This window comes from Bradyrhizobium sp. KBS0727, from assembly GCF_005937885.2.
In the GTDB taxonomy this organism is placed as follows: Bacteria; Pseudomonadota; Alphaproteobacteria; order Rhizobiales; family Xanthobacteraceae; genus Bradyrhizobium.
In genome coordinates, this window is the sequence record NZ_CP042176.1 from 6820588 (window position 1) to 6839716 (window position 19129).

At 63.7% G+C, this 19129-nt stretch carries 17 protein-coding genes; 11 read left to right on the forward strand and 6 right to left on the reverse strand.

Annotated features, from left to right (window positions below; translation table 11 throughout):
• Positions 1-80: 80 nt before the first annotated feature.
• From FFI89_RS32010 to FFI89_RS32050, 8 genes are all read left to right on the forward strand, one after another.
• Positions 81-1091, forward strand: coding sequence for an aldo/keto reductase (locus FFI89_RS32010; protein ID WP_138831449.1), 1011 nt, complete (start codon positions 81-83; stop codon positions 1089-1091).
• A gap of 228 nt (positions 1092-1319) precedes the next feature.
• The gene (locus FFI89_RS32015) at positions 1320-1586 is read left to right on the forward strand and encodes a DUF1488 domain-containing protein (protein ID WP_168213118.1); all 267 of its coding nucleotides are present in this window, start codon (positions 1320-1322) and stop codon (positions 1584-1586) included.
• 1102 nt (positions 1587-2688) lie between these two features.
• Positions 2689-4257 (forward strand): bifunctional diguanylate cyclase/phosphodiesterase, encoded by a 1569-nt coding sequence (locus FFI89_RS32025; RefSeq protein WP_138831451.1) that lies wholly within the window; start codon positions 2689-2691, stop codon positions 4255-4257.
• Complete coding sequence (locus FFI89_RS32030) at positions 4254-5084, forward strand: hypothetical protein (protein WP_138831452.1); 831 nt, start codon at positions 4254-4256, stop codon at positions 5082-5084. The genes FFI89_RS32025 and FFI89_RS32030 overlap by 4 nt, the downstream gene beginning before the upstream one ends.
• 108 nt (positions 5085-5192) lie before the next feature.
• A complete protein-coding gene (locus FFI89_RS32035) occupies positions 5193-6215 on the forward strand; it encodes an LLM class flavin-dependent oxidoreductase (protein ID WP_138831453.1) in 1023 nt (340 codons plus the stop codon).
• A 67-nt stretch (positions 6216-6282) separates the two neighbouring features.
• Positions 6283-6765: a transcription elongation factor GreA gene (gene greA, locus FFI89_RS32040; RefSeq protein ID WP_138831454.1), complete on the forward strand. Its 483-nt coding sequence runs from the start codon at positions 6283-6285 to the stop codon at positions 6763-6765.
• A 395-nt stretch (positions 6766-7160) separates the two neighbouring features.
• Positions 7161-7838 carry a PilZ domain-containing protein gene (locus FFI89_RS32045; protein WP_138831455.1) on the forward strand — a complete coding sequence of 226 codons (678 nt, stop codon included), beginning with the start codon at positions 7161-7163 and terminating at the stop codon, positions 7836-7838.
• A gap of 191 nt (positions 7839-8029) precedes the next feature.
• On the forward strand, positions 8030-8701 hold the full coding sequence (locus tag FFI89_RS32050) for a protocatechuate 3,4-dioxygenase (RefSeq protein ID WP_138835903.1): 672 nt from the start codon (positions 8030-8032) through the stop codon (positions 8699-8701).
• Positions 8702-9463: 762 nt separating this feature from the next.
• Here FFI89_RS32050 and FFI89_RS32060 read toward each other — a convergent pair.
• From FFI89_RS32060 to FFI89_RS32070, 3 genes are read right to left on the reverse strand one after another with little or no spacing between them, the layout of a single operon-like run.
• Complete coding sequence (locus tag FFI89_RS32060) at positions 9464-9877, reverse strand: Rieske (2Fe-2S) protein (RefSeq protein ID WP_138831457.1); 414 nt, start codon at positions 9875-9877, stop codon at positions 9464-9466.
• Entirely contained in the window at positions 9878-10981 is a 1104-nt protein-coding gene (locus tag FFI89_RS32065; protein WP_138831458.1) for an amidohydrolase family protein, read from the reverse strand.
• 12 nt (positions 10982-10993) lie between these two features.
• Positions 10994-12073: an amidohydrolase family protein gene (locus FFI89_RS32070; protein ID WP_138831459.1), complete on the reverse strand. Its 1080-nt coding sequence runs from the start codon at positions 12071-12073 to the stop codon at positions 10994-10996.
• A gap of 209 nt (positions 12074-12282) precedes the next feature.
• On the opposite strand from FFI89_RS32070, the gene FFI89_RS32075 reads away from it, so the two are divergent.
• Both FFI89_RS32075 and FFI89_RS32080 read left to right on the forward strand, forming a co-directional pair.
• On the forward strand, positions 12283-13284 hold the full coding sequence (locus FFI89_RS32075; protein ID WP_138831460.1) for an MBL fold metallo-hydrolase: 1002 nt from the start codon (positions 12283-12285) through the stop codon (positions 13282-13284).
• Positions 13285-13290: 6 nt separating this feature from the next.
• Positions 13291-13773 (forward strand): CinA family protein, encoded by a 483-nt coding sequence (locus FFI89_RS32080; RefSeq protein ID WP_138831461.1) that lies wholly within the window; start codon positions 13291-13293, stop codon positions 13771-13773.
• Between the two features lie 167 nt (positions 13774-13940).
• Here FFI89_RS32080 and FFI89_RS32085 read toward each other — a convergent pair whose 3' ends face one another.
• From FFI89_RS32085 to FFI89_RS32095, 3 genes are all read right to left on the reverse strand, one after another.
• Entirely contained in the window at positions 13941-15248 is a 1308-nt protein-coding gene (locus FFI89_RS32085; RefSeq protein ID WP_138831462.1) for an HlyD family type I secretion periplasmic adaptor subunit, read from the reverse strand.
• Positions 15245-16987, reverse strand: a complete 1743-nt coding sequence (locus FFI89_RS32090) for a type I secretion system permease/ATPase (RefSeq protein WP_138831463.1) — start codon at positions 16985-16987, stop codon at positions 15245-15247. Before FFI89_RS32090 ends, FFI89_RS32085 begins: the two co-directional genes overlap by 4 nt.
• A gap of 142 nt (positions 16988-17129) precedes the next feature.
• Positions 17130-17954: an acyl-CoA thioesterase domain-containing protein gene (locus FFI89_RS32095; RefSeq protein ID WP_138831464.1), complete on the reverse strand. Its 825-nt coding sequence runs from the start codon at positions 17952-17954 to the stop codon at positions 17130-17132.
• A gap of 252 nt (positions 17955-18206) precedes the next feature.
• Here FFI89_RS32095 and FFI89_RS32100 point away from each other — a divergent pair, with 252 nt between their 5' ends.
• A complete protein-coding gene (locus FFI89_RS32100; protein WP_246669318.1) occupies positions 18207-19121 on the forward strand; it encodes a LysR substrate-binding domain-containing protein in 915 nt (304 codons plus the stop codon).
• Positions 19122-19129: the final 8 nt, after the last annotated feature.

Sequence of the window (19129 nt, forward strand, 5' to 3'; positions counted from 1 at the left end):
GCATCGAACCCGGAATCTCGAGATTCCGGGTTCGCGCTGCGCGCGCCCCGGAATGACGGATCAACTTGAGGACCCAACTGATGCAATATCGCAACCTCGGCCGCAGCGGCTTGAAGATTTCGCCGATTTGCCTGGGCACCATGATGTTCGGCGGGCCCACCGACGAGGCGACGTCGTCGCGGATCGTGGCAAGCGCGCGCGAGGCCGGCGTCAACTTCATCGACAGCGCCGACGCTTATAACGGCGGCAACTCCGAGAAGGTGGTCGGCCGCGCGATTTCGAACAACAGGCAGAACTGGATTCTCGCGACCAAGCTCGCCAACCAGATCGGCAGCGATCCCAACCATGGCGGACTGTCGCGGCGCTGGGTGCTGCAGGCGGCGGAAGACAGCCTGAAGCGGCTCGGCACCGATTTCATCGACATCTATTACCTGCACAAGGAAGACCACGCGACGCCGCTGGAAGAGACGGTGCGCGCGATCGGCGACCTGATACGGCAGGGCAAGATCCGTTACTTCGGCGTCTCGAACTACCGCGCCTGGCGCGTCGCCGAGATCTGCAACCTCTGTGACAACAACGGCATCGATCGCCCGATCGTCAGCCAGCCCTACTACAACGCGATGAACCGCATGCCCGAGGTCGAGCACTTTCCGGCCTGCGGCTATTACGGCCTCGGCATCGTGCCCTATAGCCCGCTGGCGCGCGGCGTGCTGACCGGCAAATACGCGCCCGATGCGCCGCCCGACAAGGACAGCCGCGCAGGGCGTGCCGACAAGCGCATGATGCAGACCGAGTGGCGCCCGGAATCGCTGCAACTGGCGCAGACCATCAAGCAACACGCCGAAGCCCGCGGCATCACCGCAGGCCAGTTCGCGGTGTCGTGGGTGCTGAACTCGTCGTTCGTCTCGGGTGTGATCGCGGGTCCCCGCACCGAGGCGCAATGGGACGATTATCTGAAGGCGCTCGACTATCGCTTCACGGCGGAAGACGAGGCGCTGATCGACACGCTGGTCGTGAGTGGCCATCCCTCGACGCCGGGGTTCAATGACCCGGGGTACCCGATCGAGGGGCGTCGGGCGCGGACGGGGTGAGGTTGCGAGGCGCGAGCAAAATTGCTCACCTCGCGGCAACAGTTTTCGTTCTGGATCAGGTCAGCCGGGAACAATGACCCGAATGGGCCGTTGGATTCTTGGCGCGCGGCGAACACAGCCGTTGGCGCCGTGGAGAATTCCCATGGAAATGATCCTGCTTATTGTCGTCGTGGTGCTCTTGTTCGGTGGCGGTGGATATTGGGGTCGCCGTCGCGGTCATTGGTGAGAATGACCGTGATCGATTTTCCGAACCACAGCCGCTCGTATGACGCCACCCGCCGCGCCGTGCGGTTCTGGGGGCATGACAGCGCGATCGAGGCGTCGTTCTATGTCGATGAGGCGGCGCTGGCGCAAATCCAGCCGGGCGCCCAGCTTGATGAATCAGGCTGCCTCCGCGCCTTCGACGCCAACCGCGACAGGATATGCGCCGCAGCCGCGAGAGTTTACGTGCGCGGCAGCCGGGGATCCTACGATCTGGGCGCCGCCAACTTCTGAAGCGGGTGCGGCCGCTATCGGCCAGCTTCACCGCGGAAGACGAAGCGCTGATCGACCGCTCCGTCACCGGCCATCCCTCGACGCCAGGCTTCCACGATCCGGGGTACCCGATCGAGGAACAACGGGCGCGGACGGGATAGTGGCACAGATTCCCCCTCGCGATGACGGCGTCGTAGGATGGGTGGAGCGAAGCGATACCCATCAATGCCGCCGGTGAGGTGATGGGTATCGCTTCGCTCCACCCATCCTACAAATTTCGAATACGCCTTCGCATTCTCGCGGCGCGATGCGCCCGGAGTTTTGCTGGAAACCTTGCCCTCGATAACAGAGGGCGCGGGGAAGACCGGGTGCGCGCTGCACCCGCGGTCTCGCGTGCGATTGTGCAAACAAAACTGCACACGAGCATACAGGTTCAGCGGTGAACACACCGGCCTCCCCCACGCAACGGCTTTACGGCTTACTTCGAGCTCGCCCTGGTGACCGGCTTTTTGCCACCATCATCGGCAGAGGCTTTCGCTTCCACACGACTTGACGCCAGCACCGGGGCGTCAGGCCCACACGACTTCACCGTACGCTAGTGGCCACGCTCGTCAGTCGCAACCTTCGCGTCCATCGCATCCCACCGCACGGTCGTGACGATCGCGATCGCCCCTCTTGTCGCGGTAGACGGGCGAAGTTGAACGCCTGATTTGCCCGACGACGCAACCGGAATATTTTTGCGCGAAGGGCTGGACAGTTTTTTGCGTGACCGCACTGATTTGCCCGTCGGGTTGATTTGTCGCAGGGCGACGGATGAATTCGTCATTGCGCGCGGGCGACTCGTCGGCGGCAGCTCCGGGCGCGAAGGCCGAAGCCGTCGATGAATCACAGGCGTCCGGCCAAACACGATGCTCCCGGTCCGCGCCCCGGTTGATTTGGGGTAAACTTGGCGCCCCAAATTCAGCTCTTAACTCTGGGTTGCAGCCGGCGGCGGCATGTAGCAAATGGCTAACCATCTTGTTGGATAGGCACCTCGCGCGGGCCACGAATCATTTTCAGCAACCTCTCGCAAACCTCGCGACACCTACCGTTGCCACGGTGCCAGTTGGGAGGGGGGCGGCAGATGCTTGGATTGCAGCGAAATATGCCGACGCCCCTCGGGGCGTCAGCCAAAGAATCTCATCCCCGCGCCAAAGGCGACGCCCCGTCCACCGGGACGGGTTCGGAGATCGAGCGCCTGCGTGCCGCGATTGCGCAGTTGATGCATACGGCGGCCCACGACCCGCTGACCGGGCTTCCCACGCGCAGCGTGCTGCTCGAACGGCTCGAACACGAACTCGCGCGCGACGCCACTGACGGCGCGCAGATCGCGGTTCTGTTCGTCGACCTCGACAATTTCAAGCTTGTGAACGACTCCCTCGGCCATGGCAGTGGCGATGAGGTGCTGTCGGAGATGGCCAGGCGCATCACTGGCTGTATCCGCCTGGAAGACACCGCGAGCCGCTTCGGCGGCGACGAGATGGTTATCCTGCATCCGCGCGCCACCGACGATTCTGGAATGGCTCTTGGCAGGCGGATACTGGCTGCATTGGCCGAGCCGATCCTTCTATCCGGCAAGGAGGTCGTGGTGTCGGCGAGCGTCGGGGTCGCGCTGTGCAAGCCCGGCATGAAATCCGCTGAGCAATTGCTGCGCGAAGCGGACACCGCACTCTACGCGGCGAAGGACCGTGGCCGCGCACGGTTGGAGCAGTTCAACGACGCACTGTACGCACGCGCCGAGAAGCGTGTGCAAATCGAGTCGGATTTGCGGGCGGCGCTGCGGGAATCGCAGCTCTTTGTGGAGTATCAGCCACAGGTCTGCCTGAAAGACGGGCACATGGTCGGGCTGGAGGCGCTGGTCCGCTGGCGGCATCCCGAGCAAGGCATCATCCCGCCCGGTGACTTCATTCCTGTCGCCGAGGACTGCGGACTCATCGTCAAGATCGGACGGCAGGTACTGCAGGAGTCTTGCCGCCAGCTTGCCGAGTGGACCAAGCTGTCGCCAGGCCGGCAGCTGGCCATGACCGTGAACGTCTCGCCCCGCCAGCTCGCGGAGCCGGCCTTTATCGCGGAGCTCCGCCAGGTTCTCGCAGACACCGGGATCGATCCGACGGCATTGTGCCTGGAGATCACCGAAAGCGTGATGATGGGCGCCACGGAGGAGGTCGTAGGGGTACTCGAGCAAGTCAAGCAGCTGGGGGTCTTCATAGCAATCGACGATTTCGGCACCGAACACTCGTCGCTGTCTCGCCTGCGCGACATGCCGGTCGAAGTGCTGAAGATCGACCGCAGCTTCATCGATGGCCTCAGCAGCGAACCAGGCGATACAGCGATCGTTTCCTCGATCCTGAGTCTGGCCTCCGCCATGGGCAAGCACACGATCGCCGAGGGGGTGGAAAAGCGCGAACAGGCGGCGATGCTGCTGCGCATGGGTTGCGAGGTCGCTCAAGGCTATTTCTTTTCGCGGCCTGTTGCCGCCGAGAAGATCGTGCCGATGCTGACCAGGCCGCTCTGGCACCCCCGTTCGGAACGGGCGCTGCATACCGCACATTCCACCGAGGGGCCGGTACGACGAGGCCAGCATTACTTCATCGACGAATTCCTCGACCACATCGGCGCCCCCATGGGGACCAAGGCGGCAGGCTCACCATGATGTCTCTCGTCATTGGCCTCGGCAATCTGGCGATCGGGCTGGCCTATGCGGGCCTTGGATTGCTGTCGGCCTGGGAAGCGATCAGCCTGCACAGTTACCGGGGCTGGTCCCGCTTTGGTATCGGCTTCTCGCTGATGGCTGCAAGCTGCGGTCCGCATCATCTGGTGCACGGCTGGTGCGTGCTACAGGGCGAGAGCGTTTCCTGGCCGATGTTCGCGGCCACCCTGATCGGACTGCCAGCCGGACTCACATTTGTCCTGCTGCGCTTCGAGACGATGTGCGGCGGCCAGGGCGAGCGTTTACTCGCAGCCCCGCCGCACCGGGTGGCGTTGCTGGTCGGGACCCTCACCGTCGTGGCCGGCTGGTTGGCGGCTTGGGCCTTTGTCCGGCCCGGAGCAGACGTCGCGTTCCAGGTGGTGTGCACGTCGGCCGGCCTTGTGGTGCGCGAGGGTGGAATCGACTTCGCCTCGGTCGCGTTCCTCGCCAATGTGTTCGTTACCGTCACCTACGGCATGGTTGGCTGGTATCTGGCTGACCACCAGGTGCGCCGCTATCTCACCAGCGGCACATGGTCGCTGTCGGGTGTAGCGCTGACAGGCGTGTTCTTCACCTGCGCCCAGATGCACCTCATCGACGCCACAACCGGCGGCAACAATTTGATGCTTGTCTTCGACCTGATCGGCATTCCCGCCTCGATCTATTTTTTGCGGGTTGTCAAACAGGTGCACAGCGACTCCGTGCTGGACTGGAACCGTCGTCCGCTGGTCGGCGCCGCGGCCGCGCCGGAGCGCCCGTCACCATGGAGCGGGGGAAGCTCGCCGCGTTGACCGGCGGAATCGTGCCGGGATGCGTTACGCCAGTCCGCGCTCCGTGCGAAGGGCAGCCCCGCTCGCGGTGAATGTGGCAAATCGACAGGGAATGCATAGATAGCCGCCATGAAAAACATCGGATTCCTGTCGTTCGGGCACTGGACGCCCTCCTCGCAGTCGCAGACCCGCTCGGCGGCCGACGCGCTGCTGCAATCCATCGACCTCGCGGTCGCGGCTGAGGCATTGGGCGCCGACGGCGCCTATTTTCGCGTCCATCATTTCGCCCGCCAACTCGCCTCGCCGTTCCCGCTGCTGGCGGCCGTCGGCGCCAAAACCAGCCGTATCGAGATCGGCACGGCGGTCATCGACATGCGCTATGAGAACCCGCTCTACATGGCCGAAGACGCCGGCGCGGCCGATCTCATCTCGCAAAGACGCCTGCAACTTGGCCTCAGCCGAGGATCGCCCGAACAGGTCATCGATGGATGGCGGCATCTCGGCTATCAACCGGCCGAGGGCGAGAGCGATGCCGATATGGGCCGGCGCCATACCGAGGTATTCCTCGACGTGCTGGGCGGCCAAGGTTTTGCGCAGCCCAATCCGCGCCCGATGTTTCCAAACCCGCCGGGATTGCTGCGCCTTGAGCCGCATTCGGAAGGGTTGCGCGATCGCATCTGGTGGGGCGCCGGCTCGAACGCCACGGCGATATGGGCCGCCAAGCTGGGTATGAACCTGCAGAGTTCGACGCTGAAGAACAACGAAACAAACGAGCCGTTCCACATCCAGCAGGCGGGCCAGATCAGGGCCTATCGCGCGGCCTGGAAAGAGGCCGGCCACACCCGCGAACCCCGGGTGTCCGTCAGCCGCAGCATTATCGCCATCACCGACGATCGCGACCGGGCATACTTCGGCAGCGGCGGCGAAGAGGATGACCAGATCGGCTTTATTTCTCCGGAGACCCAGGCGATCTTCGGGCGCAGCTATGCCGCCGAGCCGGAGGTTCTGATCGAGCAACTCAGGAATGACGAGGCCATCACTGAGGCCGATACGCTGCTGTTGACCGTCCCCAACCAGCTCGGCGTCGACTATAATGGCCATGTCATTGAGTCGATCCTGAAACACGTCGCGCCGGCGCTCGGCTGGCGCTAGGGCCTTTTGGAACCTTTTCGACAACGATACATTTTTCTTGCATATCTGAGCTGAAGGGAGTCCGGGCGTGAGCGTTGCCTTCACCAAGGAAGACAGTGCCGAAACGGCGTCGGAGACGCTGCTGCCCGATCGCCCTATTTCAGCGCATCCGAACCTCGTTACGGAAGCTGGACTAAAGGCCCTGGAATTCCAGCTCGACCAAGCGCGTCAGGCCTACGAGACTGCGCAGAAGATCGACGATGTCAACGAACGGCGGCGGCAGGCCGCGGCCCCCTTGCGCGATGCGCGCTACTTTGCGGCGCGGGTTCGGACGGCCCAGGTCATGGCCAATCCTGCATCAACCGACACGGTAGCCTTTGGCAGCACGGTGACCTTCAGGCGCGACGACGGGCGCGTGCAGAAATATCATATCGTCGGAGAGGACGAAGCCGACCCCAAGGCCGGTTCGATTTCCTTCGTATCCCCGGTGGCAAGGTCGCTGATGGGCAAAGCCGTTGGCGATGTCGTTGGTGCTTCCGGTCAGGAGCTCGAGATCATCGCGATCTCGTAGCACGGCGCCGCTCTCGATCGACAGAGAGACCGACGCCAGCCCTCACCGCACCCGTTCTCCGTCGACCCACCATGTCTTGCCGCGATGCGTCACCACGGCTAGCCGTCGTCGTCCTCGTTGGTGACATCGACCGGCTGTCCTTGCAGCCGGCATGGCACGATCGATCGAGCCGCCCGTCGATGCGACCGACGCGACCAAAGTCAGCGTACCCATTTACCTCCTTTTCAGAAATCTCCCGTATAACCCCGGTACCGAGGCCGGTTCATCCCCCGAGCAAGGGATGTGTTGCGTCTCTCCAGTCCATGCATCCGAGGTCGCGAATGGCCGAGGGGCTGCCCCAAAAGCTGACGTTGATCAGCGGCCGCTCAAACCGTCTCCCCGCTCCAGGATCACCCGTGCCCGTTCAGGATTTTCTCAACCAGCGCGCGGTCAACGTCACCGTTGACGGAAGCTATACGCTGCCAAACTGGTATGACCCGCAGGGAAAGCTTCGCACCTTTGCCTGCCGCACCACGCGCGTGTCGCCGTTCCGGATGATCGTCGAGGTCCCGGTCGTCGGCAAGGTCGGCGACCGCCTCACTTCCTATTTTCGCGACTTCGGGAAATTCGAGGGCCGCATCAGCGACACGATGCAACGTAGTTTCCTGCTCGAGCTGGAGATGACCCGCGCCAGGCGCGAAAAACTCTCGGACATGCTGACCTGGCTGGAGAAGAAGCAGAAGAATCCAGCCATCAAGTGCATCAGGAAGGACGCGCGGTTCGTGCCGTCGAACCCGCATTCGACGCTGACCCTGGCGGACGGGTCGGTTCATCCCTGCTTTATCATCGATGTTTCGGCCACGGGTGTCGCGGTTTCGACACCGGTGCAGCCGCGGATCGGCATGCCGCTTGCGGTCGGCGCGTGCATCGGCCGCGTCGTCCGGCTGCTGCCCAACGGGATAGCCATCCGGTTTATCGAGCGGCAGAATTCCAGGGCTCTGGAGCGCCTGAGCGTGAGAGCAGGTCATACGGAGCCGGCGGCCGATTTCGATCTGTCCGAGCCGGCCAGTTCCGGTGACTTTGTCGCGGTGTGATTTCCGGCAGGGAATGCATATCCATCAGCGGTCTCGGGTTGTTTCGCCAAACTCGTTACCCGGCAATTATTCCGCCGGTGGTGGTCGGCCAACTCCCAGGATATTCTTTTGACGTTTGACCCAGCCTGGATTCAAATCCAGATACGGCACGACCATAGCGTGAATCTATCGCATGTTGAGGAGTGGCAGCGATGGCGACTTATTCGATAGACGACCTCAGCCGCCGCGAAATCCTGAGGATGTCCGCGGTGCTCGGCATCGCGAGCGCCGCCTCAACCAGGTTTGCGATCGCGCAAACCGCCGGACAGCGCACGCCAGAGCAAATACTGGGTCCGTTCTATCCGCTGAAAGCGCTCGGTCGAAATGCCGATCTGACAAAGGTGCCCGGCCGGCCGGGGCGCGCGGCGGGCCTTGTCCTCAATGTTGCGGGGCGCGTGCTCAATCTGAAGGGAGAGCCGGTTCGCAACGCGAAAGTTGAAATATGGCAGGCCAACTCGCATGGACGCTATACGCATCCAGGCGATCACAATCCGGCGCCGCTCGATCCGAACTTCGAAGGATCGGCCCTTCTGACGACCGACAACGATGGCCGGTATCGCTTCAAGACGATCAAGCCCGCCGCATATCCTGCGGGGCCCAACCGAATGCGACCGGCACACATTCACTTCCAGGTTTCGGGCCGGCAGGACAGGCTCGTGACCCAGATGTATTTTGAAGGTGACCCTTACCTCGAACCGGACCGCTTCTTTCAAACGGCATTGGAGCAAAAGGATTTGCTTGTCGCCAAGCTCTTGCAGCCAACCCCGGAGATGGAGCCGGAGTCGAAACTGGTGATGTTCAACATCGTGCTGAACGCGGGCTAGCCGACCGGCATGCCGCTTGCGGTCGGCGCGTGCATCGGCCGCGTCGTCTGGCTGCTGCCCAGGCCGCGTGTTCAGCGTTCGGTCAATCGATTTTCGCGCGGCTTGCGTTTACCGGGCAAACCAGCGAGCCGCCTGCGCGGTCCGCTCCGGTGTACCTTTCAAACATTCGCGCGCAGCCTCGATCTGCGCATCGGTTGCACCGTGACTTCGCGCCCACATTTCTGCTGCCGAAGCCGAATACCTCGCCACGTAAACCCGAACCATCGCGCAAGATACCCGCTGCATGACGCTTCTCTCTGCAAGCGCCTCGGATGAAAGAGATAAGATCAGCGCAACAGCGCCAATTCCACGCATCAGCATGGTGCCCCCGTCAGTGTCGATGTGAATACCCCAGGGGGCAGAGGACCAGACTCGTTTCCGATGCGCAAATTAAACCGAAGCGCAGAATGAGCTGTCACCAGAAATTGGTGTAACTGCGCGCCGATCGAAGCCGCGCTCAAAAAGTTCCGGCACGGAAATCATCAGCTCTCATGTCGACAGCCAATCAAAGCAAAAGGCCGCAGGCATTCACGCGTTGCGGCCCACCGGGTTCGAAAATTGAATGTTTATGAACTCACCCCGCCCCGGTGAGGAAATCTAACGCCAAGTCTTCGCGGACGTAAATTGAAATACGCGGTTCCGAATGGGGAACAAAATCTTTGTTGCCAAGCGGCCACAGAAAAACGGCTGCGGTGTTCTTCGCGCCGGAGAACGACAGTCGGCTTACAGATCCACCACCACGTAATCGCTCTCGACCGACACCGCGAGCGTCTCGGCGATGTAGGGCCCCTTCACCACGCTCGATCCCGGTTCGACATTGACCGAATAGGCGCGGGCGCGAAAACGCTTGGGGTCGCAGTAGGACTGGCCGGTGCGGATATCGAATTCCCAGCCGTGCCAGGGGCAACGGATGATCTCGCCGAGCCTGGTGTATTCGATCTCGCCGGGATCGGAGGATTGCGCCAGCCCGATCAGCGGGCCCTCGCACAGCGAGGCGCCCTGATGCGGGCAGCGGTTCAACAGGCCGAAGAACTCGCCCTTGATGTTGAAGATCGCGATCGGCCGCTCGTCGATGGTGAGGAATTTTCGCGTCCCCGGCGGCAACTCGTCCACCGGGGCGATCACATGACGCGTCATTTAGGAGATTCCGTACAGCTTCTTGGCATTGTCGAGATAGAACGCCTGCTTGTTGGCGTCGCTGACGCCGGCCGGCAGCACGCGCGACGGCTCGTCGAAATCCCAGTGCGGGTAATCGGTCGCGAACAAGAGCTTGTCCCAGCCGATCCACTCGATCATCTCAAACAGGTGCTCGCGCCGTTCCGGGTCTTCCATCGGCTGCGTGGTCCACCAGATGTGGTCGCGGATATATTCCGACGGCTTGCGCTTGAGGTGCGGCACCTCGGAGTGCAGCCGCTCGAAATTCTTGTCGAGCCGCCACACCAGCGACGGCGCCCAGCCGAAGCCGGCCTCGATCATCACCATCTTCAGGTCAGGGTAACGTTCGAACACGCCTTCAAGCACCAGACTGGACAATGCGGTCTGCTGGCACTGCGAATGGCCGACCATTTCCTCGATGTAGTAGCTCGGCCAGCCGGACGCCGTGATCGGATTGCCGCCGAAGCCGAAGGCGTGGACGCCGACGGGAAGGCCTATCTCCTGCGCCGCCTCGTAGATCGGCCAGTAGCGGCGCTGGCCGAGCGGCTCGACGTTGCGGCTGAGCAGCAGCACCTGGACAAAATTCTTGTCGCCGGCGCGCTTGCGGATTTCGGCGGCGGCGGTCGGGCCGTCCTCATTGGCGACGACGATCGAACCCTTGAGGCGGGAATCCTTCGAGGTCCATTTCTCGATCTGCCAGTCGTTGATCGCGGTCGCCAACGCCGCGCTCAGGTCGTGGTTGCGTAGCCCCTGCCCGGTGGCGAGCGGATTGAGCACGCCGAGGGCGACGTTGTGCGGATCGAGCAACTGCTGCTGCATGAACGACAGCGACGAGCCCTGCGGCCCGCCTTCCGGCGGCCAGGCGTCGCGGCGCGAGGCATTGGGCTGCGCCTTCGGATAGGGCGGGCCTTCCATCATGCCTTGATAGGCGTGCTTGCCGTAGGTTTCGAGATGCGCGTGCCAGCGCTTGGCGAGGAACGGATACAGCTCGGTCGCGGTCGCGCGCGCCGGATGGATGTCGCAATCGGCGATCGCGGTCTTGACGCTAACGGAGGCTGATGGCTCGGGACGGAACTGCACATTCATGGCGTCGTCTCCTTATGTCCCTGCCGGTGCCGGCTGCTTCAGGCGGCTGTAGGTTGCATGCGGATTGTCGATCATGATCTTACGAACAAGATCTTGCGAAATCCCCGCCGGCAGCACCTCATCGCCGTCGAACTGCCAGTGCGGATAGTCGGTCGAGAATAAGAGCAATTCGTCCGACTGCATATGGTCAAACAAGCGGTTCAGGGTCGCGGGATCCGGCGGCGCGTCGACCGGCTGCAGCGAGAAGCGGATGTTGCTGCGCACAATTTCGGCCGGCGCGCGGTCGACCCAGGGCGTTTCCATCCGCACCCCGCGCCAGAACTTGTGCAGCCGCCAGAGAAAGGCCGGCAGCCAGGTAAAACCCGATTCCAGCATCACCATTTTCAGGTTCGGATGCTTTGCGAATACGCCCTCGACGATCAGGCTGGTGAGCTGGGTCTGGAACGCCTGCGCCTGGGCGACATAATCCTCGATGTGATAGGAGCCCCAGCCGACGGAACTCGGCGGGTTGTGGTAGGCGCTGCCGGCATGGACGCCGATGGCGAGGCCCAGCCGCTCGGCGGCGGCATAGATCGGCCACAGCGCGCGCTTGCCCAAGGGCACGTCGCCCATCACCAGCATCAGCACCTGGACGAAGCGCTTGTCCTGCGCGCACCGCTCGATCTCGGCGACCGACTTCTCGATGCTTTGCATCGGGATCACGATCGAGCCGCGCAGGCGCGCGTCCTTGTCGAGCCACTCCTTCACCAGCCAGTCGTTCAGCGCGCGGCAGAACGCATCCTGCATGTCCTCGGAAAACACCATCTGCACGCCGTACAGGGGGTTGCAGATGCCAAAGGCGGTCTGAAACGGATCCAGCGCCTGTTTCTGCATGTCGGCGAGGCTGGAGCCCGGCTTGCCCTGCGCCGGCCGCCAGTCCGGACGCGCCGAGATCGGCGAATTAACCGGGTAGGATTGCGAGACCAGATCGGTCATGCCGCGCGTCGTCACCTGGTCGCGCCAGTAGTCGTTCAGATAGGGCAGCAGGCTGGTGAGATGGGGAACGGCGGGATGCAGATCGCAATCCACGCCGCCCGAAATCGGCGACGTCATGATGTTTCCTGAGCTTCCTCGTGTGCCGGCCGCGTCTACTCGCCTGATTCTGCAAGTCACGCCGCCCGGTCATTTCAGGCATTCAAGCAGTCCGGCCTCGGTACCGCAACTCGGCAAACGTGGGCCTCCTGTGCTAGGAGCACATAGGTCCAAGGTTTTGGGTGCCGAATTTGGGCGCCCCGAAAAGATTCGGCAGCTGGGAGAATTTCATGATTCGGACTCTACGCGCGGCGATGGCGGTCACTGTTCTATGGGCCGGCAGCGCGCTCGCCCAGCAAACGCCACCGGCAACACCGCCCGCCGCGCCGCCGCCGGTCGATTTCTCCAAGGTCGAGATCAAGACCACCGACCTCGGCGACAATGTCTACATGCTCGAGGGCCAAAATCCTGGAAGCATTGGCGGAAACATCACCGTCGCGGTGGCAAAGACCGGCATCATCATGGTCGACGGCCAGTTCGCGCCGCTGCACGACAAGATCAAGGCCGCGATCGCCGCGATCTCGAACCTGCCGGTCAAGTATCTCATCAACACGCACTATCACGGCGACCACACCGGCGGGAACGAAGCCTTCGCCAAGGACGGCGCCACCATCGTTGCCCACATCCACGTCAAGAGCAGGCTCGCGGCCGGCACCACCAATGGCCTGACCGGCGCCAAGACGCCGCCGGCGGCCCCCGGCGCGCTGCCGACCGACACCTATGAGGTGTTTTCGAAGATCCGGCTTCCCGGCCGCGTCGCCGACCTCAAGCACATCCGCCAGGCCCATACCGACGGCGACACCTATGTCTGGTTCAAGACCGCGAACGTTCTGGCGACCGGGGACACCTTCACCAACGGCCGCTATCCCAATATCGACTTCGCCAACGGCGGCAACATCAGCGGCATGATCGCGGCGACCGACATCTATCTCAAGCTCACCAACGCCAAGAGCCGCATCGTGCCGGGCCACGGCCCGATCGCCGACAAGGCGGCGCTCGCCGAATACCGTACCATGCTGGTCACCGCGCGCGACCGGATGGCGGCGCTGGTCAAGGACGGCAAGAGCGAGGCCGACGTGCTGGCCGCGAAGCCGTTCGCCGATCTCGACAAGAAGTGGGCGCCGACCGAGCTTGCCAGCACCAATTTCATTCGCGTGGTCTATCACTCGCTTGCCGACAAGCCCGCTGAAGAGAAAAAGCCATTGCTGAAACGCCTGCTGAAGCGGAGCTGAACTTTCATGAAAGAACTCGTTGGAATCGCCGAGCAGATCGCGGCCAAATTGATCGCGCGCAAGCAGACCATCGCGATTGCGGAATCCTCGACCGGCGGGCTGATCTCGGCGGCGCTGCTGTCGGTGCCCGGCGCGTCGGCGTATTTCCTCGGCGGCGCCGTGGTCTATACCCGCGACGCGCGGCGGCTGTTGATGGATATCCCGGATGACGCGATGAAGGGTATCCGCTCGGCGTCCGAGCCTTACGCGAAATTGCTGGCGAGCCAGGTCCGTCAGCGTTTCGCGACCGACTGGGGCCTGTCGGAGACCGGCGCCACCGGGCCGACCGGCAACCGCTACGGCGACGCCGCCGGCCATAGCTGCATGGCAGTCGCAGGCCCCACTTCAGCGGTGTTCACGCTGGAAACGGCAAGCTCGGATCGTCAGGCCAACATGCAGGCGTTCGCCTCGACGGCGCTGAAGTTGCTGCTGCAGAATTTGACGGGGTAGGACTGCTCACCACTAACGCCGTCATTCCGGGGCGATGCAAAGCATCGAACCTCAGGGGTGCAATTGCACCCCGGGGAATCTCGAGATTCCGGGTCTGGTCCTTCGGACCATCCCGGAATGACGGCCTGCGATAGATTTGGTTTTGGTCGAGCAGCGGCGATTGGCCGTCACTTCTCCCGGAACGAGCGCATCAACTGGTCGCTCAGCGGCTTCATCAGATAGGAGAACATGGTGCGGTCGCCGGTCTGGACAAAGGCTTCCACCGGCATGCCGGGGATGATCTTGTTGTCGCCGAGGCGCGCGACTTCTTCCGGCGGCATCGAGACGCGGATGGTGTAGTAGGCCTGCCCGGTGCGCTGGTCGGTGGTGACGTCGGCCGAGACGCGGGTGACGGCGCCGTTCAGCTCCGGCGTGGTACGCTGGTTGAAGGCCGACAGCCGCAGCAGCGTCTTCTGGCCGATCTGCAGCTTGTCGATGTCCTGAGGATTGACCTTGGCCTCGACCGAAAGCGCGTCGGCCTGCGGCACGATCATCATGATGGCGTCGCCGGCGGTGATGACGCCGCCGACGGTGTGGACCGTCGACTGCAGCACCATACCGTCCTGCGGCGCGCGGATGTCGATGCGGCGCAGCTGATCCTCGGCGGTGACCTTGCGCTCGACGAACTCGCCGATCTTGTCGTTGGTCTCGCGCAGGTCCTTGGAGACCTCGCTGACCATGTCCTTGTCGACCTGGATGATCTGCAGCTCGGTTTCGGTGATCTTGCCCTTGGCCTGCGCGCGTGACGCGATGTACTGCGCCCGCTCGCCCGACAGGCGGGCCTGATCGCGCTCCAGCGTCGTCAGGCGCGATATCTGCACCAGATGCTGGTCGTAGAGCTGGCGTACGCCGATCAGTTCCTTCTCGACCAGCGCGATTTCCTTGTCCTTGGCGGCTTCCTGTGCCGTCAGGCCGGCGATTTCCTCGTTGAGCTGCGTGACGCGCTCGCGCAACTGCGCCTTCTGCCCGGTGCGGCCGTTGACGCGAACCTCGAACAGTTTGGTTTCACTGGCGATGAGGTCCCGGACATCGGGATCGTTGGCCTGTTCGAGCAACTGCTGCGGAAACTTGATCTTGTCGAGACCGCGCTGCTCGGCTTCGAGCCGCGCGGCGCGCGCCCACAGGCCGTTCAGGGTCTTGACCACGATCGCGAGGCTGGCCTTCACCACGGTTTCGTCGAGACGTACGACGATGTCACCGGCCTTGACGGTGTCGCCGTCGCGCACGCGGACCTCGCCGACCACGCCGCCGGTCGGATGCTGAACTTTCTTGACGTTGGAATCGACCACCACCGAACCCGGCGCGATCAGCGCGCCTGAGATCGGCACCGTCGAGGCCCAAGTGCCGAATCCGCCCGCGAGCATCAGCATCACCGCGAGGCCGACGATCATATGCGCCCGGATCGAGCGCCGCGCGCCCTTCAGTTCCTCGCTCATGATTTCGCTCCCGCGTCGGAAACGATCTTGATCGGCGGCGGCGGCGCCACGCGCTGCAGCACCTGGCCGAGCACGGTTTCCTTCGGACCGAAGGCCTGCATGCGGCCGTCCTTCAGCACCAGCAGTTGATCGACCGCCTCGATTCCGATCGGCCGGTGCGCCACCACGATCACGATGGCGCCGCGCTCGCGTGCGCCGCGGACCGCCCGGGTCAGCGCCTCGTCACCCTCGGTATCGAGGTTGGAGTTCGGCTCGTCGAGCACGATCAGGAACGGATTGCCGTACAGCGCCCGCGCCAGCGCCACGCGCTGCGCCTGCCCTGCCGAAAGCGCGGTGCCCTGCTCGCCGATCTGGCTGTCATAGCCTTCGCGCATCTTGATGATCATGTCGTGCACGCCGGCTTCCTTGGCCGCGGCGATGATCGCTTCCGAACTGGCGTCGGGATCGAAACGGCAGATGTTCTGCGCCACCGAGCCCGCGAACAGTTCGACGTCCTGCGGCAGATAGCCGACGTGGGCGCCGAGCACGTCCGATGACCACTGGTCGAGCGCAGCACCATCGAGCCGCACCTTGCCGCGGAACGGCGTCCAGACGCCGACCAGCGCGCGCACCAGCGACGACTTGCCCGATCCGCTCGGCCCGATGACGCCGACGCCGCTACCGGCCTCGACGGCAAATGTAACGTCCTGCACGATGATGCGCTGGTCGCCGGGCGGCACGATGGTGACGGCCTCGACCGACAGCCGCTTCGACGGGTTCTGCAGCAGGGTTTGCGCGCTCGACGCCGGCATCTGCAGCAGAAGCTTGTTGAGGCGATGCCAGCTCTGACGGGCGGCTACAAAACCTTTCCAGTGGGCGATCGCGAGATCAACCGGCGCCAGCGCCCGCGCGCTCAGGATCGAGCCCGCGATGATAATGCCGGCGGTCGCTTCCTGGTGAATCACCAGATAGGCGCCGACGCCGAGCACGGCCGACTGCAGCATCATGCGCAAGACCTTGGCGACCGCGCCGAGACCGCCGGCGACGTCGCTAGCGCGTTGATTGCCGGCCAGATAGTTTTCGTTGGCCTCGCTCCAGCGCTTGGTCAGCCGGCCGGACATGCCCATCGCGACCAGCACTTCGGCGTTGCGCCGGCTGGTGGCGGCCAGATCGTTGCGTCGTGCTGCCAGCGTCATCGCATCGCGGGCGGGCTGGCGCGACATGAATTCGGTGATCAGGGTCAGCGTCACCAGAATGATGGCGCCGATCAGAGCGGTGAGGCCGAGCAGCCAGTGAAACGCGAAGCAGATCGCCAGATAGAATGGCAGCCAGGGCAGATCGAAGAACGCGCCCGGGCCCATGCTGCCGAGGAACGACCGGACATTGTCGAGATCGCGCAACGGCTGCAGGCCCTCATTGCGACTGCCGACCATCAGCGGCAGGCGAACGACGGTATCGAACACGCGGGCGTTGATGGCCTCGTCCAGCGAGGTGCCGACACGTCCGAGAATGCGGCCGCGGAGCAGGTCGAGGAAGCCCTGGGCGATGTAGAGGCCGGCGGCGAGAATGACCAGGCCGACCAGGGTCGGCACGCTGCGGCTCGGCAGCACGCGGTCGTAGACTTCCAGCATGAAAATCGAGCCGGTCAGATACAACAGATTGATCATGCAACTCATGACGCCGACGCCGATAAACGCGTCGCGACAGGCGCGCAACGCTTCACCGAGTTCGGAACGCCGGACGCCGGGAGCGGCTGCCATTAATGCGTGTCTCTTCAAATGAATCGGGGAACGTGGAACGTACTGGTTTTACCGATGTTTTCGGCCAGCGTCCATTTAAGTCACGTTAACCTGAATCCATGTGATCTGCGTAACAGGGGCGGAGAAGTGACGCTTTCCCCGGTCAGCCGGCCGCCGGCACCGGCCTTGAGGCCGGTTTGGGCTTGGGATCCCCCTTGGGATTCCCGGTGGGAAACGGCAGCAGGATCACGGACATCGAGACCCGGCCGATCTCGCCGACAACGTCGAGCAGCACGCCGCTTCCGGCCCCGAGGCCGGCCGCCGGACGCCACCTTGTTTCGGCGCGGACGCCGACCCACGGACCGGACGGTGGCCTGAAGAGCTGCACGGTCAGGTTCGGGTTCGGATCGGCCACCACGTTCTGGATCGGCCTGGCGATGCCGTGGGTCCAGTCCGCCGGACCCAGCACCGATGACAGCGGCAAGGTTCCCGCGCCGTCGATGATGGCATGGTCGAGACGAAACCAGGCGATACCGTCGCCCTCGCGCGCCTCCATGGCCTCCATAAACCATGGCTTTCCGTGCGCCGCGCCCCGGGTGCGGACCGGAAACCGCAACGGATTGGCGGCAGCACCCACCGGGCCGGCAAAACCGGGGACTTCGACCGCGCGTTCGCGCGACAGCGTCACCCGAACGGTGGCGCAGGGCTGATCTTCATGGTCGGGCCACAGGGTGTTGTCGATCACGCTGACCCGGCCGCCTTCGCTGACGACCGAAAGTTCGGTTCGCAGATCCGTCATCGGCGTCGGCCGCAGGAACCAGGCCGAGGCCGAGATCGCCGTGCCCCAATTCCTCAAAGCTGCCTGCGCCTCGATTTCCGCCGTCAGAAGGCTGGCGACCGCCCCGCCCTGCAGCCCCGCGAACGGCCCCGCTGCCAGCGCGGAGGGTTTCCACCGATGAAGATGACTGGAGCGCTCGAAGATCGCCATGGATGAAACCCTGTGAGTCTTGGGGGGAATGCGTCGGCAAGGGATCGTCATTGCGAGCGCAGCGAAGCAATCCATTGCGCCACGCAAAGGAAGAATGGATTGCTTCGTCCGCTTTGCTCCTCGCAATGACGAAAAGGCCTCGTTCTTAGGTGAGAAATATTGAGTCTTCGACGATTTTGGACGAAGCTAACGCTGTAAACAAAAGGGATTTTGTCACGTCAGATGAATATCATTCATCCCTTGAACGTTTCCTTGGACGTCCCCGGATCCGCGCTGCGCGCGATCCCGCCTTTGACTGCGCTGCTGGCGTTCGAGCGCGCCGCCACGCAGCTGAGCTTTCGCCGCGCCGCGCGCGACCTGTCGCTCAGCCCCTCGGCGATCAGCCACCAGATCCGCGGACTGGAAGCGCAGTTCGGCGTCAAACTGTTCGTGCGCGGCGCGCGCTCGGTACGGCTGACCGCCGACGGCGAGCGCTATCTGGCGAAAGTCGCGGTGGCGCTGGCGACGCTGCAGGACGCCGGCCGCGACATGCTGCAGCATCGCCGCGGCGCGACAAGCGAACTCTGGATCAGTTCGCTGCCGTTTTTCACCTCCGCGGTGCTGTTGCCGGCGTTGCCGGATTTCAAGCGGCGCCACCCCGATCTAACGCTGCGCATCGAAGCCACGCATCAATATGCCGACTTCAATTCGTCACGCGTCGACGTCGCCATCCGCTATGGCCGCGAACATTCGACCGGGCTGAAATTCGAACCGCTGGTCACGGTGAAGGGATTGCCGGTCTGCGCGCCAGCGCTGGTCAAGCAAGGCCTGCGAACGCCGGAAGACCTGTCGCGCGAGGTGCTGATTCACCTGACGACGCAACCGCGCTCCTGGCCGGCCTGGCTCAAGGAGGCCGGCCTGTCGCACCTCGTCCCGCGCGGCCATCTCTGGCTCGACAGCGTGCCGGCGATGCTGGAAGCCGCCGAACACGGGCTCGGCGTCACGCTGGCGATGGCGCCGCTGATCAAGACGCGCCCCGGCTACGGCAAGCGACTGGTGGCGCCGTTCGCATTTGAAGGCGCCTATCACGAGACGATCTATCTCGTCTCCCGCATCGAACAGGCGCGCGACCGCCGCATCGGCGCGGTGCGAAAATGGATCGGGGAAGCGGTCGCGCGCGCGAAATAGCTGAAGTC